22 protein-coding genes and 1 pseudogene are annotated in these 24,018 nt (G+C 71.5%); 8 read left to right on the forward strand and 15 right to left on the reverse strand.

Annotated elements, in window-relative coordinates; all coding sequences use genetic code 11:
* Positions 1 to 99: 99 nt before the first annotated feature.
* The 3 genes from AB0I28_RS09940 to AB0I28_RS09950 all read left to right on the forward strand — a co-directional run bounded on the left by AB0I28_RS09940 (position 100) and on the right by AB0I28_RS09950 (position 1,799).
* Positions 100 to 387, forward strand: a complete 288-nt coding sequence (locus tag AB0I28_RS09940; protein ID WP_357491533.1) for a F0F1 ATP synthase subunit epsilon — start codon at positions 100 to 102, stop codon at positions 385 to 387.
* Between the two features lie 21 nt (positions 388 to 408).
* Positions 409 to 837: a DUF2550 domain-containing protein gene (locus AB0I28_RS09945; RefSeq protein WP_357491534.1), complete on the forward strand. Its 429-nt coding sequence runs from the start codon at positions 409 to 411 to the stop codon at positions 835 to 837.
* 116 nt (positions 838 to 953) lie between these two features.
* Positions 954 to 1,799, forward strand: a complete 846-nt coding sequence (locus tag AB0I28_RS09950; RefSeq protein WP_357491536.1) for a siderophore-interacting protein — start codon at positions 954 to 956, stop codon at positions 1,797 to 1,799.
* A gap of 226 nt (positions 1,800 to 2,025) precedes the next feature.
* Here the strand turns inward: AB0I28_RS09950 and AB0I28_RS09955 are convergent.
* Positions 2,026 to 2,331 (reverse strand): annotated as a pseudogene (locus tag AB0I28_RS09955) (transposase); the annotation flags it as partial.
* 7 nt (positions 2,332 to 2,338) lie between these two features.
* Positions 2,339 to 4,531, reverse strand: coding sequence for a glycoside hydrolase family 95 protein (locus AB0I28_RS09960; RefSeq protein ID WP_357491538.1), 2,193 nt, complete (start codon positions 4,529 to 4,531; stop codon positions 2,339 to 2,341).
* Positions 4,532 to 4,579: 48 nt separating this feature from the next.
* Here AB0I28_RS09960 and AB0I28_RS09965 point away from each other — a divergent pair, with 48 nt between their 5' ends.
* A complete protein-coding gene (locus tag AB0I28_RS09965) occupies positions 4,580 to 5,545 on the forward strand; it encodes an ATP-binding cassette domain-containing protein (RefSeq protein WP_357491540.1) in 966 nt (321 codons plus the stop codon).
* On the forward strand, positions 5,542 to 6,333 hold the full coding sequence (locus AB0I28_RS09970; RefSeq protein WP_357491542.1) for an ABC transporter permease: 792 nt from the start codon (positions 5,542 to 5,544) through the stop codon (positions 6,331 to 6,333). The genes AB0I28_RS09965 and AB0I28_RS09970 overlap by 4 nt, the downstream gene beginning before the upstream one ends.
* Before the next feature lie 71 nt (positions 6,334 to 6,404).
* On the opposite strand, the gene AB0I28_RS09975 is transcribed toward AB0I28_RS09970, so the two are convergent.
* On the reverse strand, positions 6,405 to 6,977 hold the full coding sequence (locus AB0I28_RS09975) for a cob(I)yrinic acid a,c-diamide adenosyltransferase (protein ID WP_357491544.1): 573 nt from the start codon (positions 6,975 to 6,977) through the stop codon (positions 6,405 to 6,407).
* A 70-nt stretch (positions 6,978 to 7,047) separates the two neighbouring features.
* On the opposite strand from AB0I28_RS09975, the gene AB0I28_RS09980 reads away from it, so the two are divergent.
* Positions 7,048 to 7,902: a 3-hydroxyacyl-CoA dehydrogenase family protein gene (locus AB0I28_RS09980; RefSeq protein WP_357491546.1), complete on the forward strand. Its 855-nt coding sequence runs from the start codon at positions 7,048 to 7,050 to the stop codon at positions 7,900 to 7,902.
* On the opposite strand, the gene AB0I28_RS09985 is transcribed toward AB0I28_RS09980, so the two are convergent.
* The 9 genes from AB0I28_RS09985 to AB0I28_RS10025 form a co-directional block, all read right to left on the reverse strand.
* Positions 7,893 to 9,176 carry an MFS transporter gene (locus AB0I28_RS09985; RefSeq protein WP_357491548.1) on the reverse strand — a complete coding sequence of 428 codons (1,284 nt, stop codon included), beginning with the start codon at positions 9,174 to 9,176 and terminating at the stop codon, positions 7,893 to 7,895. The genes AB0I28_RS09980 and AB0I28_RS09985 overlap by 10 nt on opposite strands.
* A gap of 143 nt (positions 9,177 to 9,319) precedes the next feature.
* Entirely contained in the window at positions 9,320 to 10,609 is a 1,290-nt protein-coding gene (locus tag AB0I28_RS09990) for an MFS transporter (protein WP_357491550.1), read from the reverse strand.
* A 209-nt stretch (positions 10,610 to 10,818) separates the two neighbouring features.
* On the reverse strand, positions 10,819 to 11,763 hold the full coding sequence (locus AB0I28_RS09995) for a lysophospholipid acyltransferase family protein (protein WP_357491552.1): 945 nt from the start codon (positions 11,761 to 11,763) through the stop codon (positions 10,819 to 10,821).
* Positions 11,760 to 12,581, reverse strand: coding sequence for a GNAT family N-acyltransferase (locus AB0I28_RS10000; protein ID WP_357491554.1), 822 nt, complete (start codon positions 12,579 to 12,581; stop codon positions 11,760 to 11,762). The genes AB0I28_RS09995 and AB0I28_RS10000 overlap by 4 nt, the downstream gene beginning before the upstream one ends.
* Before the next feature lie 146 nt (positions 12,582 to 12,727).
* Complete coding sequence (locus AB0I28_RS10005; RefSeq protein ID WP_357491556.1) at positions 12,728 to 13,477, reverse strand: hypothetical protein; 750 nt, start codon at positions 13,475 to 13,477, stop codon at positions 12,728 to 12,730.
* Positions 13,467 to 16,118 carry an FtsK/SpoIIIE domain-containing protein gene (locus AB0I28_RS10010; RefSeq protein ID WP_357491558.1) on the reverse strand — a complete coding sequence of 884 codons (2,652 nt, stop codon included), beginning with the start codon at positions 16,116 to 16,118 and terminating at the stop codon, positions 13,467 to 13,469. The genes AB0I28_RS10005 and AB0I28_RS10010 overlap by 11 nt, the downstream gene beginning before the upstream one ends.
* The gene (locus tag AB0I28_RS10015) at positions 16,118 to 16,900 is read right to left on the reverse strand and encodes a hypothetical protein (protein WP_357491560.1); all 783 of its coding nucleotides are present in this window, start codon (positions 16,898 to 16,900) and stop codon (positions 16,118 to 16,120) included. Before AB0I28_RS10015 ends, AB0I28_RS10010 begins: the two co-directional genes overlap by 1 nt.
* Positions 16,901 to 16,905: 5 nt before the next feature.
* Positions 16,906 to 17,124: a hypothetical protein gene (locus AB0I28_RS10020; protein ID WP_239122231.1), complete on the reverse strand. Its 219-nt coding sequence runs from the start codon at positions 17,122 to 17,124 to the stop codon at positions 16,906 to 16,908.
* A 186-nt stretch (positions 17,125 to 17,310) separates the two neighbouring features.
* Positions 17,311 to 17,757, reverse strand: a complete 447-nt coding sequence (locus tag AB0I28_RS10025) for an Lrp/AsnC family transcriptional regulator (RefSeq protein ID WP_357491562.1) — start codon at positions 17,755 to 17,757, stop codon at positions 17,311 to 17,313.
* A gap of 110 nt (positions 17,758 to 17,867) precedes the next feature.
* Between AB0I28_RS10025 and AB0I28_RS10030 the strand changes: the two genes are divergently transcribed.
* Complete coding sequence (locus AB0I28_RS10030) at positions 17,868 to 18,698, forward strand: TIGR03619 family F420-dependent LLM class oxidoreductase (RefSeq protein WP_357491564.1); 831 nt, start codon at positions 17,868 to 17,870, stop codon at positions 18,696 to 18,698.
* Positions 18,695 to 19,114, forward strand: a complete 420-nt coding sequence (locus AB0I28_RS10035; RefSeq protein WP_357491566.1) for a nucleoside deaminase — start codon at positions 18,695 to 18,697, stop codon at positions 19,112 to 19,114. Before AB0I28_RS10030 ends, AB0I28_RS10035 begins: the two co-directional genes overlap by 4 nt.
* Before the next feature lie 435 nt (positions 19,115 to 19,549).
* On the opposite strand, the gene AB0I28_RS10040 is transcribed toward AB0I28_RS10035, so the two are convergent.
* The 3 genes from AB0I28_RS10040 to AB0I28_RS10050 form a co-directional block, all read right to left on the reverse strand.
* Positions 19,550 to 19,957, reverse strand: coding sequence for a hypothetical protein (locus tag AB0I28_RS10040; RefSeq protein ID WP_357491568.1), 408 nt, complete (start codon positions 19,955 to 19,957; stop codon positions 19,550 to 19,552).
* A gap of 149 nt (positions 19,958 to 20,106) precedes the next feature.
* On the reverse strand, positions 20,107 to 22,896 hold the full coding sequence (locus AB0I28_RS10045; RefSeq protein WP_357491570.1) for a BTAD domain-containing putative transcriptional regulator: 2,790 nt from the start codon (positions 22,894 to 22,896) through the stop codon (positions 20,107 to 20,109).
* Positions 22,897 to 23,029: 133 nt separating this feature from the next.
* Complete coding sequence (locus AB0I28_RS10050; RefSeq protein ID WP_357491572.1) at positions 23,030 to 24,001, reverse strand: LysR substrate-binding domain-containing protein; 972 nt, start codon at positions 23,999 to 24,001, stop codon at positions 23,030 to 23,032.
* Between the last annotated feature and the right edge of the window lie 17 nt (positions 24,002 to 24,018).

Raw genomic sequence — 24,018 nt, forward strand, 5'->3', positions numbered from 1 at the left:
GAAGGAGTCGATCGCTTCACATATGGCCACCACTGGCGGAGAGCCCGGGCGGCCCGTTGTCTAGACTTACTCGATCCCCGAGGTGCGTAAGGAGCGGTAGTGGCTGAGCTGCTGAACGTTGAGATTGTCGCCGTCGAGGCGAAGGTCTGGTCCGGCCAGGCCGAGATGCTGATCGCCCGCACGACCGAGGGCGAACTCGGCATCCTGCACGGCCACGCGCCGCTGCTCGGCGAGCTCGCCGAGCCCGGCGAGGTCCGGATCAAGAAGCCCGGCGGCGAGGAGATCGCCTACACGGTCAACGGCGGCTTTCTGTCCGTGACGACCGAAGGCGTCACCGTTCTCGCGGAGACCGCCTCGCCGGCGACCCCCGCCGCGAGCAGCCACTAGTGACGACGGCGGTGTGAGGAAATGGGAACGACTCTCGCCGTCATCGGGATCGTGCTTCTGGCGCTGGTCTGCGCCATCGCGCTTCTGTACGCCCGCCGCGGGGTTCTGACCCGAGGCGGCGCCATCGTCATGGCCGTGCGCCTGACGTCGAGCGTTCCCGGCCGCGGCTGGGCGCCGGGCTTCGGGCGTTTCGAGGCCGGACGGCTCCAGTGGTTCCGGATGTTCTCCTACGCGCCGAGGCCGAAGGTCTCCCTGGTGCGCGACGACACGGTCGTGGAGTCGCGCCGCAGACCAGAGGGACCGGAGACGCAGGTGTTCCCGCCGAGCGTGCAGGTACTGGTGTGTAAGACGCCCGCCGGGCTGGTGGAGGTCGCGATGACCGAATCCGCCCTCACGGGCTTTTTGTCCTGGCTTGAGGCCGCCCCGCCGCGGGGCGGCCTTTCTGTTTGAGGGCGTCGGGTGTTCGTGTGACCCGACCTCACCTGTCTGGCTGTCGGATGGACGACAGCGACTCCGACGTATTAGGGTTGCCTAAACTAAGCGTCGTCTCTTGAAGGTCGGGCTACATGTCGGAAAAGCCGGAACGCAAGCCCCGCAAGGCCAAGGTGCTGGAAGTCCTGCGCACCGAGCGGCTCTCGCCGCACATGATCCGCGTCGTCCTCGGCGGTCCCGGCATCGCCGAGTTCACCGACAACGACTACACCGACCATTACGTGAAGCTCCAGTTCCCGCCGGCGGGCGCCGAGTACCCCAAACCCGTCGACCTGGACTGGGTCCGGGAGAACCTCCCGCGCGAGCAGTGGCCGGTCTCGCGGACCTACACCGTCCGCTCCTTCGACGCCGAGGCCGGCGAACTGGTCATCGACTTCGTGCACCACGGCGACGAGGGCATCGCCGGCCCCTGGGCGGCCGCCGCGAAGCCCGGTGACGAGTTGGCCCTGATGGGCCCCGGCGGCGCCTACGCGCCAAGCCCGGCGGCCGACTGGCACCTCCTGGTGGGTGACGAGAGCGCGATCCCGGCCATCGGCGGCGCGCTGGAGCGCATCGGCGTCGGCGTCAAGGCCAAGGTCGTCATCGAGGTCTCCGGACCGGCCGACGAGCAGGAGCTGCCGACCCCCGGTGACGCCGAGATCGTGTGGCTGCACCGCGGCGAGGCCGCGCCGGGAACCACCGACCTGCTTTTGGAGCACGTCGCCGCGATGGACTTCCCCGAGGGCAAGGTCCACGCGTTCGTGCACGGCGAGGGCGCGATGGTCATGAAGAAGCTGCGCCCGCACCTGTTCAAGGAGCGCGGCATCGCCCGCGACCAGGTCTCGATCTCCGGTTACTGGCGCCACGGCCGCACCGAGGAGAGCTTCCGCGAGTGGAAGTCGCAGCTCGCCGAGGCCGACAAGGCCGGGCAGCTCGCCTGACGGCTTCACGGGACGGGTGGCGGAGGAGATCGGGTTCGCGCGGTCGTACCTGGATCTCTTCCGTGCCTTCGCCGGTTGAGGGCGGCTTTGACGGGTTCCGCTTGCGGACCGCGAGCAGCGGCTCGCCGCCGTCGAACTCGAGGGTCGGGGTCGGGCCGTCCTCCTTACCTGCCTTGTCCGTGGTATCGGCGTGGTCGGTCGCGGCATCGTCGCGCAGGCAGGCCCGGTGGGTGTTGACGGTCTTCTCCATGGCGTCGCCGAAGTTGGCCCACAGGTGATCAGGCCGGACGTAACGGTCGGCGATCTGGATGACCTCTGGTGCACCGGTGCGGGCGCCTTCGGCGTATGAGCCGCCCCAGTCGCGGCAGATGATCTGGGTCCCCGGGTGTTGCCGGAGCCATGCGGCGAAGGTCGCCGCGGTGCGATCGGGTAGTACATCGATCGGGCGGTGGCCGTCCATGTCCAGCAGGATCGTCGCGTAGGTCATATGGGGAAGCAACACGTCGATCAACTTCGCATCAACATCGACCATGATGGACTTACGAACGGGCCCCGGGCATGTCGATGACGTAGGCCGCCCCTTCCGCCCCCTGGAAGACCAGCACGCCCTCGTCCCAGTGGTGCTCGACCGGCGCGCCGTCGGCGCGTACGCGCACGCCGGGACCCTGGCCGAACCACTCGGCCCACACCCGGACCGTGCCGTCGCGCCCGCAGAGGATGCGGACCGAGGGCGCCCGCGCGTGCTCGGCGGCGAGGTCCCAGTCGATGTCGACGGTGTGGCCGCCGCGCACGCGCAGCCCGCGGACCGAGCCCTTCGGCCACGCCAGCGGCAGCGCGGGGAGCAGGTGGACGAGGCCGCCGTGGCTCTGCACGAGCATCTCGGCGACACCGGCGGTCGCGCCGAGGTTCCCGTCGATCTGGAACGGCGGGTGCGTGTCGAGCAGGTTCGGCAGCGTCGAGTGGCGCAGCAGCTCGCCGAGCAGGCGGTGCGCGCGGTCGCCGTCGTGCAGCCTCGCCCAGAAGTTCACCTTCCACGCCTTGCTCCAGCCGGTGCCGCCGTCGCCTCGCGCGTCGAGCGTCACCCGGGCCGCCCGCGCGAGCGCGGGTGTCGCCTCCGGCCGGATCGTGTCGCCGGGGTGCAGCGCGTAGAGGTGGGAGACGTGGCGGTGTTCGCCGGCGGGGTCGTCGAGGTCGGCGCGCCATTCCTGGAGTTGGCCCCACGACCCGATCCGCAGGCCGGCGTCGAGGCGGCCGACGGCATCGGCGAGCCGGGCGACGAACTCGCGGTCGTCGTCGCCGAGCTCCCGGGCGGCCTCGTAGGTCGTCGAGAGCAGCTCCGACACGATCTGCTGGCTCATGGCCGCGCCCGCGGTGAAGGAGCCGTGCTCGGGGGAGTAGGAGGGGGAGACGAGCAGGCGCCCGTCCTCCTCGACGAGGAAGTCCAGCCAGAACTCGGCGGCCTCGGCCATGGCCGGGTAGGCGCGGTCGCGGAGGAAGTCGAGGTCGGCGGTGAAAAGGTAGTGCTCGTAGAGGTGGCGGCACAGCCAGGCGGCCGACTCGGGGAACCAAAAGGCCGTCGCCCAGTCCTGGAGTCCGGTGTGGCCGAAGACGTTCGTGGACAGCGTCGACGTCCAGCCTCCGGCGCCGAAGACCTCCTTGGCGGTGACCCGCCCGGGGGCGCGCAGGGCCTCGATGAAGTCGTAGAGGGGCTCGGCGGTCTCGGCGAGGCCCGTGACCAGGGCCGGCCAGTAGTTCATCTGGGTGTTGACGTTGACGTGGTAGTCGCAGTTCCAGGGCGGCGTCGGCGACTGGTTCCAGGCGCCCTGGAGGTGCGCGGGCAGGCCGCCGGGGCGTGAGGACGCGATCAGCAGGTAGCGGCCGTACTGGAAGTGGAGTGCTTCGAGGGCGCGGTCGTCGGCGGAGCCGCCACCGGTGTAGGCCGCGCGGAGCCGGTCGGTGGGCACGTCCGGCGCGGACTGCCCGATGTCGAGGGAGCAGCGCTCGAACAGTGCCCGGTGGTCGGCGACGTGGCGCTCGCGCAGCGCCGTCCACCCGAGCGCCTCGGCGGCGTCGAGAGCGGCCCGCACCCGCGGCTCGGGATCGGTACCCCGGTAGTGCGGGTAGACGGGGGCGTAGTCGGTGGCCGAGGCGTACAGGACCGTGACGCCCTCGCCGTCGGCGACGACCCGGTGCTCGGCGTGACGGCGCATCCCGTTGTCGACGGCCCCGGTGTAGGCGAAGTCGACCTCGGCAGGGTGCCCGCCGGTGAGGTGCACGGCGACGACCCCGTCGGGATGGCTCGCCAGGTACTCGCGGCGGTGGGCGACACCGTCCACTTCGTACTCGACGCTCGCCACGCCCTCGGCCAGGTCGAGCGCCCGCCGGTACCCGGTGACCTCGCCGGTGTGCGCGAACTCCAGCCGCAGGTCGCCCATCGGCTGCTGGTCGCCGAAGGCGCGGGGCTCGCGGCCCAGCCGCTCGGCGACCCACTGCGGGTCGGCGCCTCCCTCGGCGGCCAGCCTCACGCGGACCTCGGCGATCGCGGCCGTCCTCGGCGCGTTCCCGTGGTCGTAGCCCTCGGCGCCGGGACCGCCGGTCCACAGTGTCTTGTCCGACAACTGCACGCGCTCGCCGCGCACGCCGCCGAAGACCATCGCGCCGATGTCGCCGTTGCCGATCGGCAGAGCCTCGCTCTCCCAGTCGCCCGCCGGGGCGTCGTACCGCAGAATCACCTGCGCAACCTAACGACCGCGTCCTACGCTGCCTGCCAGGGGGTGCGCATGGCGGACGCGATCGTGGCGAAAGGCCTGATCAAGACCTATGGAACGGTGAAGGCCGTCGACGGACTGGACCTCAACGTTCCAGAAGGGACGGTCCTGGGGCTGCTCGGCCCCAACGGCGCCGGCAAGACCACGACCGTGCGGATGCTGACCACACTCGTCACGCCGACCGCCGGGGAGATCTCGGTGCGCGGCATCGACGTGCTCGCCGACCCCACTTCCGTGCGCCGCGTCATCGGCGTCTCCGGACAGTACGCCGCCGTCGACGAGCACCTCACGGGCTTCGAGAACCTCGAGATGGTCGGCAGGCTCTACCACCTGGGCAAGAAGAGGGCCCGGGCGCGCGCCCGGGAACTCCTCGAGCGCTTCGACCTCACCGAGGCCGCCGACCGCCCGTCGAAGACCTACTCCGGCGGCATGCGCAGGCGCCTCGACCTCGCCGGCGCGCTCGTGGCCGCCCCGCCGATCCTCTTCCTCGACGAGCCGACCACCGGCCTCGACCCCCGCAGCCGCATCGGCATGTGGGACGTCCTCGGCCAACTCGTCCGCGAAGGCACCACCCTCCTGCTGACGACGCAGTACCTGGAGGAGGCCGACGAACTCGCCGAGGACATCATCGTCATCGACCACGGCCGGGCCATCGCCCGGGGAACGCCCGACCGGCTCAAGCGGCAGGTCGGCGGCGAGCGCCTGGAGATCACGCTCCACTCGGCCGACGACGCCTCGGCGGTGGTCGCGGCGGTGGCGACGCTGGGCATGGGCGGGCATACCGTCGACGAGGTCTCGCACAAGGTGGTCGTGCCCGTCGCCGAGGGCACCGACGCGCTCTTCGAGGCCGTCCGGCGTCTCGACGCCGCCGGGATCAGGCCGGCCGACCTGGGCGTGCACCGGCCGACGCTCGACGACGTGTTCCTGCAACTGACCGGGCACGCGGCTGAGGACGCCGACGAGGAGGTGAAGCGGTGAACGCGCTCGTCGACGGCTGGGTCGTCTGCAAACGCAACCTGATCAAGATCAAGCGGGTTCCGGACCTGCTGATCTTCAGCACGATCCAGCCGATCATGTTCGTGCTGCTGTTCGCCTACGTCTTCGGCGGCGCGATCAACGTCCCGGGCGGGAACTACCGTGAGTTCCTGATGGCGGGCATCTTCACCCAGACGGTCGCCTTCGGTTCGGCGATCACGGGCATGGGCCTGGCCGAGGACATGACCAAGGGCATCATCGACCGCTTCCGCTCGCTGCCGATGTCGCGCGCGGCGGTCCTGGTGGGCCGGACGACCTCCGACCTGATCAACAACGTGCTCGTCGTGGTGATCATGGCCGTGTGCGGCCTCATCGTGGGGTGGCGCACGCACACCGACGCGCTCCGCGTCGCCGCCGGTTTCGGGCTGCTCTTCCTCTTCGGTTACGCGATGAGCTGGATCTCGGCCACCATCGGGCTCTCGGTGCGCAGCGTCGAGGTGGCGCAGTCGGCGGGGTTCATCTGGATATTCCCGCTCACCTTCCTGTCGAACGCCTTCGTGCCGACCGACACGCTGCCGACCTTCCTCCAGTACGTCGCCGACTGGAACCCGATCTCGGCGGTCGTGGCCTCGCTGCGCGACCTGTGGGGGAACGCGCCCGAAGGGGCGGCGCGCGGCTCGGGCTGGCCGATGGAGCACCCCGGCACGTACGCGCTCATCGCGATCGGGGTGATCCTGGTGGTCTTCGTGCCGCTGTCGATCCGGGCCTACCGCAGGGCGGCGCGCCGTTGAGGGGCATGGGATCGGGTGGCGGCCCACCGGTGCCGGGTTCCCGGCGTGGTGGAGCCGCCGCCCTGTCGCGCTCAGGCGTTCTCGGCAGGCTTCCAGAGGACGTCCTGGCCGCCGTTGGCGGCGCGGGCCAGCACGAACAGCAGGTCGGAGAGCCGGTTGAGGTACTTCACCGGGAGTTCGTGGGTGGTCTCGGCCTCGGCCTCCATCAGCGCCCAGGTCGAGCGCTCGGCACGGCGGGCGACGGTGCAGGCCTGGTGCAGCAGTGCCGCGCCCGGCGTGCCGCCGCGCAGGATGAAGGAGTCGAGCTTCGGCAGGTGCTCGTTGAACTTGTCGATCCACTCTTCGAGGCGGGTCACGTAGGCCTCGGTGATCCGCAGCGGCGGGTACTTCGGCGACTCGTGCACCGGCGTCGACAGGTCGGCGCCGACGTCGAAGAGGTCGTTTTGGACCTGCCGCAGGATGCCGTTGACCTCCACGTCCAGCGCGCCGAGGGCGACCGCCACGCCGATCACGGCGTTGGTCTCGTCGACGTCGGCGTAGGCGCCGATGCGCGGGTGCGTCTTGGGCACACGGCTGAAGTCGGACAGCCCGGTGGTGCCGCCGTCGCCGGTCTTGGTGTAGATGCGCGTGAGGTGAACGGCCATGCCCTTGAGCCTACGGCTACCTTAGGGATCGGTAAGGTGGGGAAGGTTACTCATCGGTAGGGAGTGCGGTATGGCAGGTTCACTGGCGGTCATCGGGTCCGGGCTCATGGGCTCCGGCATCGCGCAGGTCTCGGCGGTCGCGGGCTGGACGGTCACCGTCCACGACGTGTCCGAGGAGGCCCTGGCGCGTGGGCGCGCGGGCATCGAGAAATCTTGTGCGAAGTTCGTGTCCAAGGACAAGATCAGCCGGGCCGACGCCGACGCCGCGCTGGCCCGCATCACCACCAGCACGGACCTGGAGAAGGCCGCCGCCGACGCCGACATCGTCGTCGAGGCCGTCTTCGAGCAGCTGGAGATCAAGCAGGACATCTTCCGCCGCCTCGACGCCGTCTGCAAGCCCGGCGCGGTCCTGGCCACCAACACCTCGGCCATCCCGATCACCCAGATCGCGGCGGTCACCGGCCGCCCCGAGTCGGTCGTGGGCACGCACTTCTTCTCGCCGGTGCCGATGATGGCGCTGTGCGAGCTCGTCCGCGGTCTCAAGACCACCGACGAGACCCTGGCGACCGCGCGCGCCTTCGCCGAGGAGATCGGCAAGACCTGCGTCGTGGTCAACCGCGACGTGGCCGGTTTCGCCACGACCCGCCTCATCTGCGCGCTGGTCATGGAGGCCGTCGCCCTCGTCGAGAACGGCGTCATCTCCGCCGAGGACCTCGACACCGCCTGCAAGCTCGGCTTCGGCCACGTCATGGGCCCGCTGGCGACCACCGACCTCACCGGCCTCGACGTGCTGCTGTCGGCCACCAAGAACATCCACCGCGACACCGGCGACCCGAAGTTCTTCCCGCCGGAGCTGCTGGCGCGCATGGTCGCCGCCGGCGACCACGGACGCAAGACCGGCAAGGGCTTCTACGACTACGCCTGAGCCGCGACCGGGGAGGCTTCCACGCTGTCGTCGGTGACGGGTTCGGTGCGTTCGAGGAACAACAGCGCGCCGAGCCCGGCCACGATGGGCGTGATGCCCTGGATGCTCAGCACCGCGACGATCGGCAGCCAGCCCACCAGCCACACCGCCACGCCCGTGCCGATCAGCATGGACGCCGACATCACCGTGCCCAGCGCGGCGAAGACCCGCCCCCGGTAGGCGTCGGAGGTCGAGCGCTGGAGCAGCGTCATGGCCGCCGCGTTCATGATGACGCCGGGAACGCCGACGATGATCATGCCGATGATTCCGGGCGAGACGTTCACCAGCAGCAGCGGGTAGGTGAAGATCGCGAGGTCGATCGCGCCGAAGAAGACCATGCCGACGCCGAACAGCAGGCGCGGCGACCAGCGCACCGCGAACCAGCCGCCGACCAGGCCGCCGAGGATCCCGCCGACGGCCTGTGCGGCGATCAGCCAGCCGAGTTCGGGGGCGTCGCCGTGCAGCACGTCGGTGACCCACACCGCGAACAGGCTGCCCATGATCCCCTCGCCGACCGACAGGACCGCGCACACCACGAGGATGACCAGCAGCGTCCGGTTGCGGAAGGTCGTCTTGAGCCCGTCGGTGAACTCGACGGTGAACTTGCGCAGGAAACCGGCCGGGGCGTCGGCGGTGTCGGCTTCGGGTTCGGCGCGGTGCCGGCCGGAGACCAGCGCGATGAGGCCGGCGGCGGCCAGGAACGTGACGGCGTCGGCGATCGCGACGCCCATCAGACCGAACCACAGGGTCGCCACACCGCCGACGAGCGGGCCGACGAGTCGGGCCAGGTTGTTGTTCAGCGAGTTGAGCGTGTTGGCCGTCGGCAGGTGCTCGTCGTCGACGAGCCGGGGGAGCAGGGCGTTCTCGGCGGTGCTGGTGAAGGGCGCGATCGAGGCCGACAGCAGCGTGACCGCCGCGCAGATCCACAGGTCGCGGGCCTGGTGCACGGCCAGCAGCGGCATCAGTGAGGCGGCCAGCGCGATGTTGGCGATGATGAGGATCTTGCGGCGGTCCCAGCGATCCACGAGCACACCGACGAGCGGACCGATCACCAGTTGCGGCACCACCGAGGCGGCCACGATCGCGGCGACGGCCTTGACCGATCCCGTCAATTCGAGCACGGTGATGGGCATCGCCACCTGGAGCATGCGGCTGCCGAGCAGGGAGATCAGCCCTCCCCACCACAGCAGGCCGAAATCACGCTGGCGCAGAACGGTCCACGTCGACTTGTCCACGGGCACTCCTCGGGCTGGGTGGCGTCATTATGGCGTCACTGCACTGGCGTGCGCAAGGGTGCTGCCGGACAAAGTTTTCGGGCCTTTCGGGAGGTGTTCCCGGACGGTCGTGACGTCCTACTGACGGCACCTTGGCCGCGAGTTCAGCCGGCTATCGCGGGTGCCTTGGCGGGCTCACGGTCACCTTCGGCGGCCGGTCTCGCGCCACCGCTCTTCTTCGGCAGGAACACCAGCGCCGCGACACCCGCCAGAAGCGGGAAGACGCCCTGGATGTTCAGCATCGTCACCACGTCCACGCGCCCGTCGAGCAGAACCACCATCCCCGACCCGAGCAGCACGCACGCCGAGGTCACCGTCCCCCGCGCGGCGAAGATGCGGCCCCGGAACTCGTCGACGCTGTGCCGCTGGAGGAGCGTCTGCGCCGAGGCGAACATGAACACCGAGGGCACACCGACCACGATCATCGCCACGATCCCCGGCAGCACGTGCACCCACAGCTTCGGATAGTTGAAGGTGAACAGGTCGATCGACCCGAACAGCAGCGCCCCCACCCCCAGCAGGATCCGCGGCGACCAGCGCACGGCGAACCACCCGCCGACCAGCCCGCCCAGCACACCGCCGACCGCCTGCGCGGCGATCAGCCACGCGTACTCGTCGGCGCCACCTCCCAGCGTCCGCTCGGTGTAGACGACGAAAACGCTGGCGAACACGCCCTCCCCGAACATCGTCAGCGCGAAGAACGCGAAGACCACCAGCAGCACCCGGTCACCGAAAGCGGTCCGCAGCCCGTCGGTGAACTCCCCCGCGAAGCGGCGGAACATCCCCGTCCGCCCCGACTCCGAGCGCACGGCCACATGCCTTCCCCGGACGGCGAAGATCAGCCCGCCGGCCGCCAGATACGTCAGCGCGTCGGCGAGGGCCACACCCGGCAGCCCCAGCCACAGCACCGCCACACCGCCCAGCATCGGACCGACCAGCCGCGCGAGATTGTTGTTGAGCGAGTTGAGCGAGTTTGCCGCCGGCAGATGATCGTCGGCCACCAGTCGCGGCAGCAGCGCGTCCTCCGCGGTGCTCACGAAAGGCCCCACCGCCGCGCCCGCGAACATCACCGCCGCGCAGATCCAGATGTCACCCCCGTCGGCGACCATCAGCAGCGGAAGCAGCGCCACGGCCTGGACCACGTTGCCGACGACCATTACCCGGCGCCGATCCCAGCGGTCCACCAGGACACCGGCGAACGGTCCCACCAGAAGCCGCGCGGTCACCCCCGTCGCGACGATCGCCGCCGAAGCGCTCGCCGAGCCGGTCAGGTCGTAGACCGTGACGGGCAGGGCGACCACCAGCATCCAGTTGCCCAGATAGGAGATGAGGCCGCCCCACCACAGAAGGGCGAAGTCGCGCTGCTTGAAGACGGCGAGGGACGCATTGGCCATGGAGGACTCCAGTCGCGGTGTGCGGGCGTTGCGATCGTGTGCCCACAACCGGCCGGTATCCCGTGATCGGGTGCTTCGTCCAGGCTCTGTGGTCGCCGCGAAAGCGGACCTCGAACCCTACCCAACGGGCCCGGGGAACCGTTCGGGTGGAGGACCGAACGGTTCCCCGGGCCCGGGGACGCGCGCCGGCGAGTTCACCGGCGCGCCGGTCATGGAAGCGGGCTGAGCACGCGCGGACGCCGGGCGACGTCCGCGCCGACGGCTTCGACGGCGGTGGGCTGCGCCCGGTTCCACCCCGGCACGAGGAGTTCCGGCGCGAAAGGCTCGCTCGTCGCGGCCGCGCGCTCCCGCATGCCCGCCACCAACCCGGCCAGCGCCTCGTGGACGACGGCGGCCTCCGCGCGGGAGGCGAGACCGCGGCGGTCGCCGACGGCCTGGAAGGGCTCGGACGCGATGACGTGCAGCCGCAGCCCTCTCGTGCGCACGACCCTGCGCAGCGAGGACAGGAAGGTCTCCTCGCCCAGGAAGGCCGCCGCGGTGGTCGGCGTGCCGTCGGCGAGGGTGAACCACAGCGTCACCGGCGCCACGGTCGCCTCGGCGTCGATCGCCGCCTGGAACGGCGCGCGCCGGAAGCGTCCCCGCGCGGGCAGGCACCAGGTCGTCGCCTCGGGGAAGACACCGACACTCTCACCGGCGCGCAGGCGCCCGGCGATGGCCCCCACCGTCGCCGGAAGCGCCCGCAGGGATCCGCGGTCGACGAAGATCGCACGCGTGAGCCTGGCGAGCCGCCCGACGAAGGGCCAGTCACCGACCTCCCGCTTGGCGATCATCCGCACCGGAGCGCCGGGACCGCCCAGCGCCGTCAGTGCCACCACGTCGAGCCAGGACGAGTGGTTGGCGACCACCAGCGACCCCGGCGCGACCGGACGCGGGCGCAGCGGCACGAGCACGCCGACCGCGCGGATCGCCGCCCTGGCAAGGCGCGGGCCGAGCGCGGGCGCGAACGGTAGGAGCACCGCCGCGACCGAGAGCACCGACGCCAGCGCGAGGGTCCGCGCGGCGCGGCGCAGCGGCCCGACCGTCGGCAACGCGGCGCCTTCCGGAAGGCACGAGGGTGTGCAGTCCGAGGCCGGGAACCAGCCGCGGGTGCTCATGCGGCCCGCTCCGGGGTCAGCGCGCGCGGGCCGCGCTCGCCGAGCCCTTGCTCCCCGAGAAAGTGCTTGAGGTAGCGGGGGTGGGCGTCGTCGAGGTCGAGCACGATGTAGAAGTCGGCGACGCCGAAGTCGGGGTCGTACGCCGGCGGGCCGCACACCTTGGCGCCAAGGCGCAGGTAGCCGCGCAGCAGCGGCGGGACCGCCTTGAGGTTCGCGCGGGCGGGCGAGAGCGGCCACGGGTTCAGGGGCGTGACGCGCAGGCCGGGCGCCGACAGGTGCCGCTCGGCGATGTGGGCCCAGACCTCGTCGGCGTCGGCGGCCGGCACCGAGGCGCACCCGGCGAGCAGGCGGTGCCCGGTCAGCAGCAGGTACCGGGCGATGCCGGCCCACATGAGGTTGATGACCGCGCCGTCGCGGTGGGCGGGGTCGACGCAGGAGCGGCCGGTCTCGACGAGCCCGCCGCGCAGGCCGTCGAGGGCCGAGAGGTCGAACTCGCCGTCGGAGTACAGGCGCGGGGTGCGTCCCGGTGGGAGCATCCGGTAGGTGCCGACGACCTCTTCGGTCGGGTCGTGCACGACCACGAGGTGGTCGCAGTGGGCGTCGAAGGCGTCGATGTCGAGGCCCTCGGTGGGGGAGTGCAGGGTGGCGCCCAGCTCTCCGGCGAAGACGCGGTGCCGGAGGCGCTGTGCGGCGCGGACCTCGGCGGCGTCGGCGACGCGGATGGAGTAGCGGGTGTTGTCGGTGGCCAGTCGGGTCGAGCGGCCGGAAGCTTCGGCGCGTGCGGGCGCCGGTGCCACGGTGGCGTTGTCGGGGAGCATGGCGGCCTCCTTAACAGGCGCCTTCATGCTCAGTGCCGAACACGACCGAGAGGTGACCGGTCCAGGGCGGTTCGGTGACCGGCGACGTGCGGCTGCGGTAACGCCCGGCCACCATTCGCCGTACGGGGGTCACCCTGCGGGAGTACCTACATCATCAGCATGGGGACGGCGATGACCAGCGCGATCACGCCGGCGCCGATGAGCAGCCAGATGTGCTGGGGCCGGGGGCGCTGCCGGTGGCGCAGGCCGAGGTAGACGCTGGCGATGGGCAACCCGATGAAGGGGCCGAGGAAGACGCAGACCAGCGCCAGCGGACGCAGCGCGAGAGCCGCGCCGTCGTCGCCGTCCCCGGCGGCGCCGAGGATCAGCCGCGCGCCGACCACGGCGAGCAGTCCGCAGGCGGCGCCGATGAGGGCCATGAGACCCAGGACGTACTTCGGGGGCGGGAACTCCAACTGGCCGCGGCGGGCCAGCGCGAGCGTGCGGCGGGCGCGGGCGAGGAGCACGGCCGGGTCGGGGACCTTGGGCGGCTTGGGCTTGCGGGGACGCGAAGGGCGCGCGCCGATCGCGGTCAGCGGGCTGTCGCTGTCGGGGACGTCGCGAAGGCGCGGCGGGATCCGGCCGGAGCCGACGTAGCCGAGCAGGTCGCGCCAGAGCCCGGCGGCGGCGCCGTCCACCTCGTCGACGGTCACCGCGGTCTCCCCGGCGGTCTTCTGTGCGGCGTCGCGGGCGGCCATGGCCTCCGACACGCGCTGCCGGATGGTGGCGATCTCGCCCCGGTGCTGGCGGTGGAGGACCTCGTGGCGGTCGCGCTGGGAGGACAGCGTGCGCGACAGCGTCGTCGTGGCCGCCTTGTAGGCGTCCCGGGCGCTCTGTTGTGGACGGTCAGCCGGCATGCGTCTCTCCCAGCAGCATCGACCCGCGAGGGGTGGTGGCCTCGCTCGTGTCGTACGGGATCACCACCTCGGGGTGCCGGTGCACCGCGCGGTCGAAGAACAGTCCGCGCCGGGGACGCGGGTACCACGGCGGGCCGCCGGGGGTGGGAGACAGCGGCGCCAGCTCAGGGCCGTGCACGTCGAGGGCGAGCCAGGCGTCGATCGAGTCGAAGCGCGCTGCGAAGCCGCCGAGGTCCTCGCGCAGACGCGGCACCGAGCGCCACCAGCCGAGGGTGTGGATCTTGCGTTCGGGACCGGTCAGCAGCAGCTGCCGGAAGCGTTCCTTGGCCACCGCGTCCATCGAGCCGCTGCCGGCGTCGACGGCGTAGAGCAGCACCAGGTGCGGGTCGGCCGAACCGGACTCGGCCGACAACTCGCCGATCACGTCGGAGAGTCTGTTGTGGACCTCGGTGTTCATGCCCATCGAGGTCAGCGTCATCGACAGCCGGTCGGCGGCCATCCGCGCGTCGGGATCCGGGCAGCACAGCGTGAAGCGGGCCGTGCCCTGCTGCGCAACGGTGATCGCGGCCGAGGCCAGGATGTCGCAGGCCTCCTCGGTGCGGGTGCCCAGGACGGCGAGGTTGCGGCCGACGGTGCGGGTCAGGCGCAGCCGCGCCGAGCGGGTGGTCACGTCGATGGTCTGTCCGAGCAGTGCGGTCGGGACGTTCCCGCCGAAGTCGACGGCGTCCGACAGCTTCGGCACGTGGTCGCCGTCGAAGAGCCGCGGCTCGTCGTTGTCGACCGGGCGGGCGTTCCACAGCCGCTGCTGAAGCGGGTCCCAGGCGGTGCGGTTGCTGGCGTCGGGGACGCGCACGACCTTGTTGGCGCTGGTGACACCGGAGTCGGAGTTCACCACGGCGTGGTAGCGGGGGATCTCGTCGGCGGCGGTGTTGGTCTCGGCGAGGATCCGGCGCGCCTTGGGCAGCGCCACGCGCAGGGTGAACTGGGCGACCAGCGCCGGGCGTCCCCACAGGGCCTCGATGCCGGCCACGTCCTGGCTGGCCAGGACCAGGTGGATGCCCTGCGAGCGGCCGCGGCGGGCGAGGTCCTCAAGGAGGCCGACAGCCTCGTTGCTGACGGTGTCGCGGCCGTCGAGGAGCACCTGGAACTCGTCGATGATCGCCACGATGCGCGGCCAGCGCCCGCCGGGATCCTGGTGGCGCAGCTCTTCGAGCTTGGTGGCCTCGTGCTGCTTGGCGGCCTCGGCCCGGCGGCGCAGCTCGTCGCGCAGGTGCCGCAGCAGGGCGAGGCCGAACTCGCGGTCGTCGTTGATGTTCACGCCGACCAGCCGCACGTGCGGCAGCCAGCTCGGGTCGCGGCGGCCCTTGGCGAAACGCGCGAAGGACACGCCCTCCTTGAAGTCGAGGAGGTAGAGCGCCAGCTCCTCGGGCCCGTATCGGGCGGTGAGCGCGCCGATCCAGGCGTACAGGAGGTTCGTCTTGCCGGCGCCCGACGGCCCGCCGATGAGCGCGTGCGGAGGGTTGTCGCCGAGGGTCACGTCGATCAGGCGGCCCTCCGCGCCCTCGCCGATCGGCGCGGTCAGCCCCGACGCCGAGGAGAAGGTCCACAGGTCGGCGTCGTCGTCGGGCAGCAGGTCGCCGAACACGGCCGGCTCGGGACCGGCCGCGACGCGCTCGGCGATGGCCCGGCAGGTCGCGGTGACCAGGGAGGCCGGGGGCGGCGGGTCGAGGCGCACGTCGAAGTCGGCGGTCATCGTGGTGCGGTGGTCCTCGATGATCTCGATGTCGTTGCCGGTCAGCGCCGCCGGATCACCCTGGATGATGACGTGGACGCCGCAGGCGACGCCCGCGCGCAGGATCCGCGCGAGCTGCGCGCGCTGCTTGCCGGTCCAGTCCTCCTGGCCGCTGTCGTCGAGGAGGACGGCGACCCGCCAGGGCTCCGGCCTGCGCCCGGTGCCCAGCGCCAGGTCGCGCAGGGAGCCGTACTCGCCGGCCAGGACGGTCTCGTTGATTCGGCGGACCTGCTCGACCAGCTCGTCGAGCATGTCGGACAGCCCGTTGGGGCCGACGAAACTGAGCAGCCCGGCCGGTGCGAGCGGCGCCAGCCCGGCGAGGCTCCCGCCCAGGCGCTCGGGGTCGTAGACGGTCAGGTGCACCGAGCCCGGCGGAGTCATGCCGAGGGTGCGCAGGAGCAGGCCGGGAAGCAGCCCGGCCGGATCGGTGCGGCACACCAGGTGCGCCTGGTCGAGCAGGGGGACCAGGGCGGGCGGCTCGCCGGGCGCCTCGATCTCCCCGATGCGCAGCAGTCCGGGGACGGTGCCGCGCGCCAGCGGCGTCGGATGCCAGTCCTCCCAAGGGCTTCCGGCCGCACCCGCGGCGTACTCCGAGGCCAGACCGGAAAGCCTGGCGAGGGTCGCCGACATAGCCTGGGCGGCGCGGTCGTCGAGTTCGGCGCCGCGCTCGCGGTGGGCGGCGGCCAGCCGGGTCTGCTCGTCCTTGCCGGCCTCCAGGATGTTGCGGGCGTTCTCGGCGGCGTAGGCGGCCTCGGCGAGCGCGTGCTCGTGGAGCGCTCGGGCGGCGTCCTTGGCGGTGGCCAGATCGCGGCTGACCGTGTCGGCGAGAACCGTGCGCCAGCCGCCCATCAGTCCTTCTTCCCTCGTGCCTTGATCAGTGCCGCGACGAGTACCGGGCCCATCGCGGCGATGTCGACCGGGTTGCGTTCGGGCGGCTGCGCGACGTGGCAGGCGGCGGCCAGTTCGACCTCCCCGGCCTTGTCGTCGAGGCCGGGCAGGATGCTCTTGACGGGGTCGCGGGTCTTGGCGCGCAGTCTGTCCATGGTGGACGCCGTCGGCGTCTCCCCGAGCATCTCACCGGCCAGCACACGGATCTGGGGCCACGTGAGGGCGGGCAGGCGGATTCCGACAGCGGGGTCGGTCGCCTGTAGTTCGCGCCGGTACTGGTTGCGGTCGCCGCTGCCGGCGACCTTGACCAAGGTCTCGAACAGGGGCGTCAGTTCGGTGTGCCTGATCTCGCCCTCGGGGTCGGCCTTGCCGTCGTCGTCGGCCTGGGTGATCTCGTCGACGCGCGTCAGCCACCACGAGCGCTTCCCGCCGGGGGCGGGCGAGGCCGGGGCCGAGCCGGGGATCACGACCTCGCCCTTGTCGCCGCCAGGGGCCAGGCCGATGGCGACGAGGTAGTCGTCGAGGTGCTCGGACGCGGCGATGAGCTGGGTGATCGCGCGGTCCAGGTGGGTCTGCGCGCGTGAGATCTCGGGGAGTCCGGCGGGTTCGACAGACTCGGTGAGGGCCTGGGCGAGGATCCCTCGCGCTTCGTCGAAACGGGCCGCGGCCTGGGCCGTGCCGCCCAGGGGCAGCTCGGCGGCGGCGGTGCGTACCGCCTGGCCGAGGTCGGTTATCGACGCCATGAGGGCTACAGGGTCGCCGCGTAGGATTGGGCCTGCTCGGCCGCCGCGAGGGTGGCCGCCATGCACTGTTCGAGTTCGGCGCCGGCCTGCGCCAGCGCCGCCTGGGCGGACTCCACCGACTGGTGCTGGCTGCCCTGGAGGATCGCACCGAGGACCTGCTGCGCGCCCTGCAACTTCTCGCCGGCGATCTTGATGGCCTCCTGGCCGTCGGAGACCTGCTGCATCGCGGCGGCGATAGCCGCCTTGAGTTCGGCCACGCTGATACTGGTCACCGGCCCATTGTCACCGATCATGCGGGGAAACCGTGTATCCATTCCGACAGCGCGTCCAACTGTCACATCTCTGACATAGGACTTGTGTACACGAGTACTCGACACTCGACAGTGCAATGTGGACTGTCCAGGCGGGAGTCACGCCTGGCGAGGGCCCCGGTAGGGGAGGGTCTGGCGGTACACGACGTTGGTCGTGGTGCTCCCCAGAAGGGCCAGTTCGCCCATCAGATCCTCAAGGTGCGGCATTGAGGTTGCGGACACTTTCAGGACATAGCAATCCTCGCCGGTGGTCCGCAGGCACTCCAGGATCTCGGTGCGCTCGGCGAGCAGCCGGTGCAGCGGCTCGTGCCGGTTGCCGGGGAACTTCAGGCGCACCACCGCCAGCACCGGGAAGCCCGCCTTCGACAGGTCCACCTCGGCGCGGTAGCCGGTGATCACGCCGGACTCCTCCAGTCGCCGCACCCGCTCGGTCGCCGCGGAGGCGCTCAGGTTCACCCGCCGGCCCAGCTCGGTCAGCGAGATCCGGCCCTGCTCCTGGAGGGCGTTGAGGATCGCCCAGTCGGTCGCGTCGAGATTCCCGGTCATCGTGCGAATCTACGCCGCATTCCCCGGCCTTCGCCCCCGGGAGCAGGGCGAAGTCCCTTCCGGTCGTGGATCTTCGCGGATAGCCTTGACCAGTGCGTATAGGAGTGAACGTGCCCAACTTCGGGCCAGGCGCCGACCCGGAGATGATCCGGGACTGGGCGCAGACCGTGGAGGGCCTCGGTTTCGATCTGCTCATGGTCTCCGACCATGTCGCGATCACGTCCGACGTGGCCCGGCAGTACCCCGCGCCGTTCTACGAGCCCTTCACGGCGCTGTCCTGGCTGGCCGGGATCACCCGGCGGGTCCAGCTCGGCACGACCGTGCTGATCATGCCGTACCGCCACCCCCTACTCGTGGCGCGGATGGCGGCCAACCTGGACCGGCTCGCCGGCGGGAGGCTCGTGCTCGGCGTCGGCGTCGGCTGGGCCAAGCAGGAGTTCGCCGCCCTCGACGTTCCCTTCGAGCGCCGGGGCAAGCTGACCGACGAGTACATCACCGCCGTCCGCGAGGCCTGGCGCGACGAGGCCGACTACCCCGGAGCGGCCCGCATCCCCTTCTGGATCGGCGGGAACAGCGACGCCGGCATCCGCCGGGCCGTGCGCCTCGGCGACGCCTGGCACCCGCTGCGCAACACGATTCCCTGGCTCACCGAGGCCGTCGGGCGCCTCGCCGCCGAAGCCGAGGCCGCGGGTCGCGAGGCCCCCGCCTTCGTGCCCCGGATCGTCCTGCACGTGACCGACCGGCCCCTCGGCGAGGACCGTCGCGCCGGTGAGGGCACCCCCGAGCAGATCCGGGCCGACCTGGCGAGCCTCGCCGCACTCGGCGCCGAGACGGTCGTCCTCGACCCCTTCGGCGGCGACCCCGAGGAGACGCTGCGGCCGACGGCCGCGTGGAAGGACCTGGCGGTCGTCGCCGCCCTACGTCAAGGAGGAAACGAGTGAACACCGAACTGCTGCGCCGTGCCATCGCGCTGGCCGCCGAGGCCCGCGAGAAGGGCGACCCGCCCTTCGGGTCGCTGCTCGCCGCCGCCGACGGCACGATCCTGGCCGAGGAGCGCAACACCACCATCAGCGAAAGCGACATCAGCCTCCATCCCGAGCTGAAGCTCGCCGTGTGGGCCGCCCGCGAACTCGACCCCGCCACAGCCGCCGCCACGACCATGTACACCAGCTGCGAGCCCTGCGGGATGTGCGCCGGCGCGATCCAGCGCTCCGGCCTCGGCCGCGTCGTGTACGCCCTGTCCGGCGACCAGCTGGGAACGCTCAAGCCGCCGGTCGCCGCGGCGCCTGCCGTCGAGCTGGAAGGGCCGGCGCTGTTCGACGAGGTGCGGGCGGTGGTGGAGGGGTACTACGCGTGACGGGGGTCGGGAGGCTCGGGTGAGGGGGCGTCGCCGCTGGGATCGTTGCCGTTGTCGGGGGCGAGTCGCTCGGCGAGTTCGAGGAGTTCGCGGCTGAGGGCGGCGGCCGGCGCCGCCTGGACGACCTTGATCTCGGCACCTCTCGACCCCTTGCTTCAGCAGGCTCAGCAGCGCGGCGGTGAACGCCGAGTTGCGTGCTCCGTCGGGAGCGTGGGCGAGCCGGGTCGCCGAGGTCGCGGTGGACCTCGCCCGGTGCGGCAGCCGGGCGCTCACCCGTTCCTGTGCGGTCGTTCGTCCTGCGGCCGGAGGAGGGCGAGCAGCAGGGCCGCCGGGCTCAACTCCGGAAGTCCGCCCCCCGCCTCCCCGCCCCATCCCCGGACGCCGTCCGGCCCCTCCGCCAGCGAGGGAGCGGAGGGGCCGGACGGCGCGGGAAGGCTACTGGTAGTTCTTCCAGGTCGCGTAGTCGCAGTAGCTCAGCGTCGTGCCGCCCTCGTTGGCCTTGCGCAGGCAGATCTTGAACTCGAAGTAGTTGCCCTCGGCGAGGTTGTGGGAGCCGCCCTCGGAGGCGCGGTTGGTGGCGCAGTTGCCGTTGCCGCCGACCCAGAACGAGTACTTGAAAAGGTTCTGGCTCACGTCGGTCACGCTCAGGTAGACACCCCAGCCGTCGGCCTCGATGTCGCAGATGGTCACGATGTCGCCGTACCACGAGACCTGCACGCGACCACCAGGGTCGCCGTCGTCGGTCTTCATTTCGTTGTCGGCGGCCATCGCGGGGCTGGCGATGGCGAAAGACATGAGTATGGCGGTGAACACCAAGGCGACTCGTGTCGCGATCTTCTTCACTGTCCGCTCCTTTCGGATGTCGGCCCGGCGCCGATTCCTCCGCCGATTCGCATCGGCGGTCTCCCATTGGTGATCGGGGAGTCGGGTCGAACGTTATGAACGAGCGGTAGATCCGATGTAGACAATGCGTAGACGGCCCGGATACCGCCTCACAGCCGGGCGAGTTTCCCGCGGACCTCCTCCGCCTGCGGATTGCCCAGCTCCTCCAGCACGTCCAGGGCCTGCCGCCACACCAGCCGCGTCGCGTCGGTGGCGCCGGTGTCGAGATAGGTGTGCCCCAGGTGCACCAGCGGCGTCACGACGTTGAAGCGGTCGTCGAGCTGCCGGTAGAGCCGCACCGAGTTCCGGTAGGCGTCGATGGCCAGGTCGTGGTCGGCCAGCTCCCGGTGCACGAAACCGATCGTGTCCCAGGTCGAGGCCTGCCCGCCGGGGTCGTTGACCTCCCGCAGCACCGCCAGCGCCGAGAGGCACTCGTCGAGCGCGCTGCGGTGGTCGCCCAACCTCGCCCGGTACCAGGCGAGACTCGCCAGCGCCCGGCCCTCGCCCGCGCGGTGGCCGGCCCTCCGGTACAGCGCGAGGACCTCGCCGGCCTCGCCGAGCGCGCCCTCCCAGTCACCCTTCTCCTCGTACTGCCAGCACATAAGGAAACGGCAGCACGCCTGTCCATAGTGGTCCCCCAGTTCCCGGTAGCGGGCCAGGGCCGCCTCCACGTGCTCCGCCGACTCCGCCCGGCTCCCATGCCGGTATTGCGCCACCGCCATCAGGTAGTGCGCGGTCGCACGCCCCTCCACATCGCGGGACCTGGCCGTCGCCCGCAGCGCGGTGCGCATCGTCGCGATCCACTCCCGGCCAAGGCCCTTCCGGCGCAGGAACGGCGTCAGCGCCCACGCCAGCTGCCACGCGTGGGTGTCGAAACCGCACTTGTGCGCGGAGTCGACGGCGTTGAGCAGCACCCGGTGCTCGGCCCGCAGCCACGACACAGCGTCGTCGTGGGTCACGTGCGACTCGGCCGCCACACCCGGCGCGCGCTCCCCGACGGCGAGGCCCTGCCGGTTGGGATCCAGCAGGGTGCTGGCCCGCACCGCGGTGTGCAGGTAGTAGTCCATGAGCCGCCGCAGCGCCTCCTCGCGCTCCTCGCGATGCCCGCAGCAGTAGGCCAGCTCGCACGCGTAGGAGCGCAACAGGTCATGGAACGCGTAGCGGCCGGGGACGTGCTCGTCGAGCATCCGGGCCTGGTCGAGTTCGAGGAGCAGCCGCCGGGCGCGCTGCGGCGTCACGCCCGCGAGGCTCGCCGCGGCCTGCACCGAGATGTCGGGACCGGCGTGCAGACCGAGCAGCCGGAACAGCCGCGCCGCGTGCGTGCCGAGCGCCTGGAAGGACCAGGAGAACGTCGAGCGCAGGTCGGTGCCCGGATCGCGGCTGTCGAAGGCGTCGAGGACCCCGGCGGAGGCGTCGAGCTCGTCGGCGAGCACGTCGAGCCCGAAGCCGGGCTGCACGGCGGCGCGGGCGGCGACGATGGCAAGCGCGAGGGGCAGGCGGGCGCAGCGGTCGATGATCCGGTCGACGGCCTCGGGTTCGGCGGCGACCCGCGGACGGCCGAGCCGGACCGCGAGCAGGTCGGCGGCCTCGTCGCGGCTGAGGACGTCGAGGTTGACCGGGTGGGCCGTCCCGGCGGCGATGAGCCCGGTCAGCTGGGTGCGGCTGGTCACGACCGCGAAACCGGCGCTCGCGGCGGGAAGCAGCGGCCGGATCTGCTCGACGTCGCGGGCGTTGTCGAGCACGACGAGGACGCGGCGGTCGGCGAGGATGCTGCGGTAGAGCGCCGACTGCGCCTGGAGCCCGACGGGTATCCGCGAGGGCGGAACGCCGAGGGCGTCGAGGAACCCGCCGACGGCCTCGGCCGGATCCATCGGCGACTTCTCCGGGTCGAAGCCGCGCAGGTTCACGTAGAGCTGGCCGTCGGGGAAGCGGCCGCGCACGGTGTGGGCCCAGTGCACCGCCAGGGCGGTCTTCCCGACCCCGGCCGTGCCCGAGATCGCGCACGTCCGCGCCCCGGAGCCGTCCTGGCCGAGCATCGCGTCGAGACCGGCGAGGGCTTCGGCCCGGCCGCTGAAGGCGGTGATGCCCATCGGCAGCTGCGCGGCGGCCGGTGCCCGCGGGGCGGCGGGCGGGCCGTCGCGGTCGGCGTCGGGCTCCAGGGCCGGGTCGGCGCGCAGCATCCGCTGGTGCAGGTCGCGCAGTTCCGGGCCCGGCTCGACGCCGAGTTCGTCGACGAGCAGGTCGCGGGTGTCGCGGAAGACGGCCAGGGCCTTGTCCTGGCGGCCCGAGCGGTACAGCGCGAGCATCAGCAGGGCCGCGACGTGCTCCCGCAAGGGCTGGCGGGACAGGACCGCGCGCAGCTCGCCGATCAGCTCCATGTGCTCGCCGAGGTCGAGGCGGAGCTGGAAGTACTGTTCCTCGACGTTCTCCCGGCGCTCGCGCAGATCCGAGCGCAGCCATTCCAGATCGGATTCCAGTTTCACCCCGTCCAGCGGATTACCGCAAGACAGCGCCAATGCGTTCTCGAATTTCCGCGCGGCCGTGAGCGGTTCTCCTTCGCCCAATGCCCGGCGCGCTTGTCCACATAGCTCGGTGAATTTCCACAGATCGAGTTCGCCGGGCCGGATCACGATCCGAAATCCATGCTCGGTGACGATTCTGGCATCCGGATTCTCGGGGTCGTGCAACGCTTTGCGCAACTGCCAGACGAATTTGCGCAGATTGGCCTCCGCCGAGGTCGGCGGGTCGTCCCAGCACAGCTCGATCAGCCGTTCGGCGCTGAGGGATTTGTTGGGGTGCAAAAGCAGGGCGGCCAGCACGGTGCGCTGGCGCGGCCCGCCGAGGGGCACGCTCCGGCCGTTTCGCAGAACCTCCAGCGGGCCAAGGATACGAAACTCCATGCCACACTCCGTCCTCTGGTCACGGGTCCGACGCCTACGAATTTTGGCACGGGCGAAGGCTGCTGGCAATGGTCGAATTCACCGCCCGCCGGCACGGTCGCCTTTGGACGGAAGGTGTGCGTATACGCGTCGTCTACACGCCGTCTACGGCGGCTCGATAGGTTGCCGCGAGCGCATTCGAGTCGTCTCCGCCGGTGTTCTGGCGGGATGTCTCGTGCGGTGCCGTCCGCCGCAGCGCGTCGATGAGGCCGAGCAGTGCCGGCTGTCCGAGGGATGTCTCGCGGACGGCGGCGTGGATCGCGCGGAAGGGCCGCGGGTTGCGCACCTCGCGGACCTCGACACCGGGATGGCGCGTGCCCAGACCCGTCGCGGGAATGAGGCAGACGCCGAGCCCGGCGGCGACGAAGCCCTGTGCGGTGGCGTAGTCGTCGCTCTCGACCACGAAGCCGGGTGTGAAACCGGCGGCCGCGCAGCCGTCGAGCAGGATGTCCAGGCAGGGGCCGGCCGTGCCCTCGGCGCCGACCCACGGCTCGGCGGCCAGGTCGGCGAGCTCGACGACGGGCCTTTCGGTGAGCCGGTGGCCTTTCGGGAGCACCGCCAGGTACGGGTCGTCGAGCAGGTGCACCAGCCGGACGCCCTCGCGCGCGCCCCCGCGGGGGCGCACGACGATGGCGAGGTCGGCCTCTCCGCGCTCGACCTCGGGCAGCGGGTCGGCGGGATCGATGAGTTTGAGGTCGACGGCCACGCCGGGATGTTCAGCGCGCAGCCGGGCGAGCGCGGGAGGCAGCAGGGCGGCCCCGGCGGTGGCGAAGTAGCGGACCGAGAGCCGTCCGGTGCGGCCTTCGCGCAAGTCGGAGAGGGCCGTCTCGGCCTGCGCGACCTGCTCGCCGATCACCGCCGCGTACTCGGTGAGCAGCCGGCCGGCCGCGGTCGGCCGGACACCGCGCCCGACGCGTTCGAGCAGCGCCGTGCGGGCCTCCTTCTCCAGGGTCGCGACCTGCTGGCTGATCGCCGAGGGGGTGTAGCCGAGGTTGGCGGCCGCCGCCGTGACCGAGCCGCTGGTGACCACCGCGCGCAGGATCTGCATCCTTCTCACATCGAGCATGTAGCACAGCTTAACGG

It is taken from the genome of Phytomonospora sp. NPDC050363 (assembly GCF_040655735.1).
GTDB lineage: Bacteria > Actinomycetota > Actinomycetes > Mycobacteriales > Micromonosporaceae > Phytomonospora.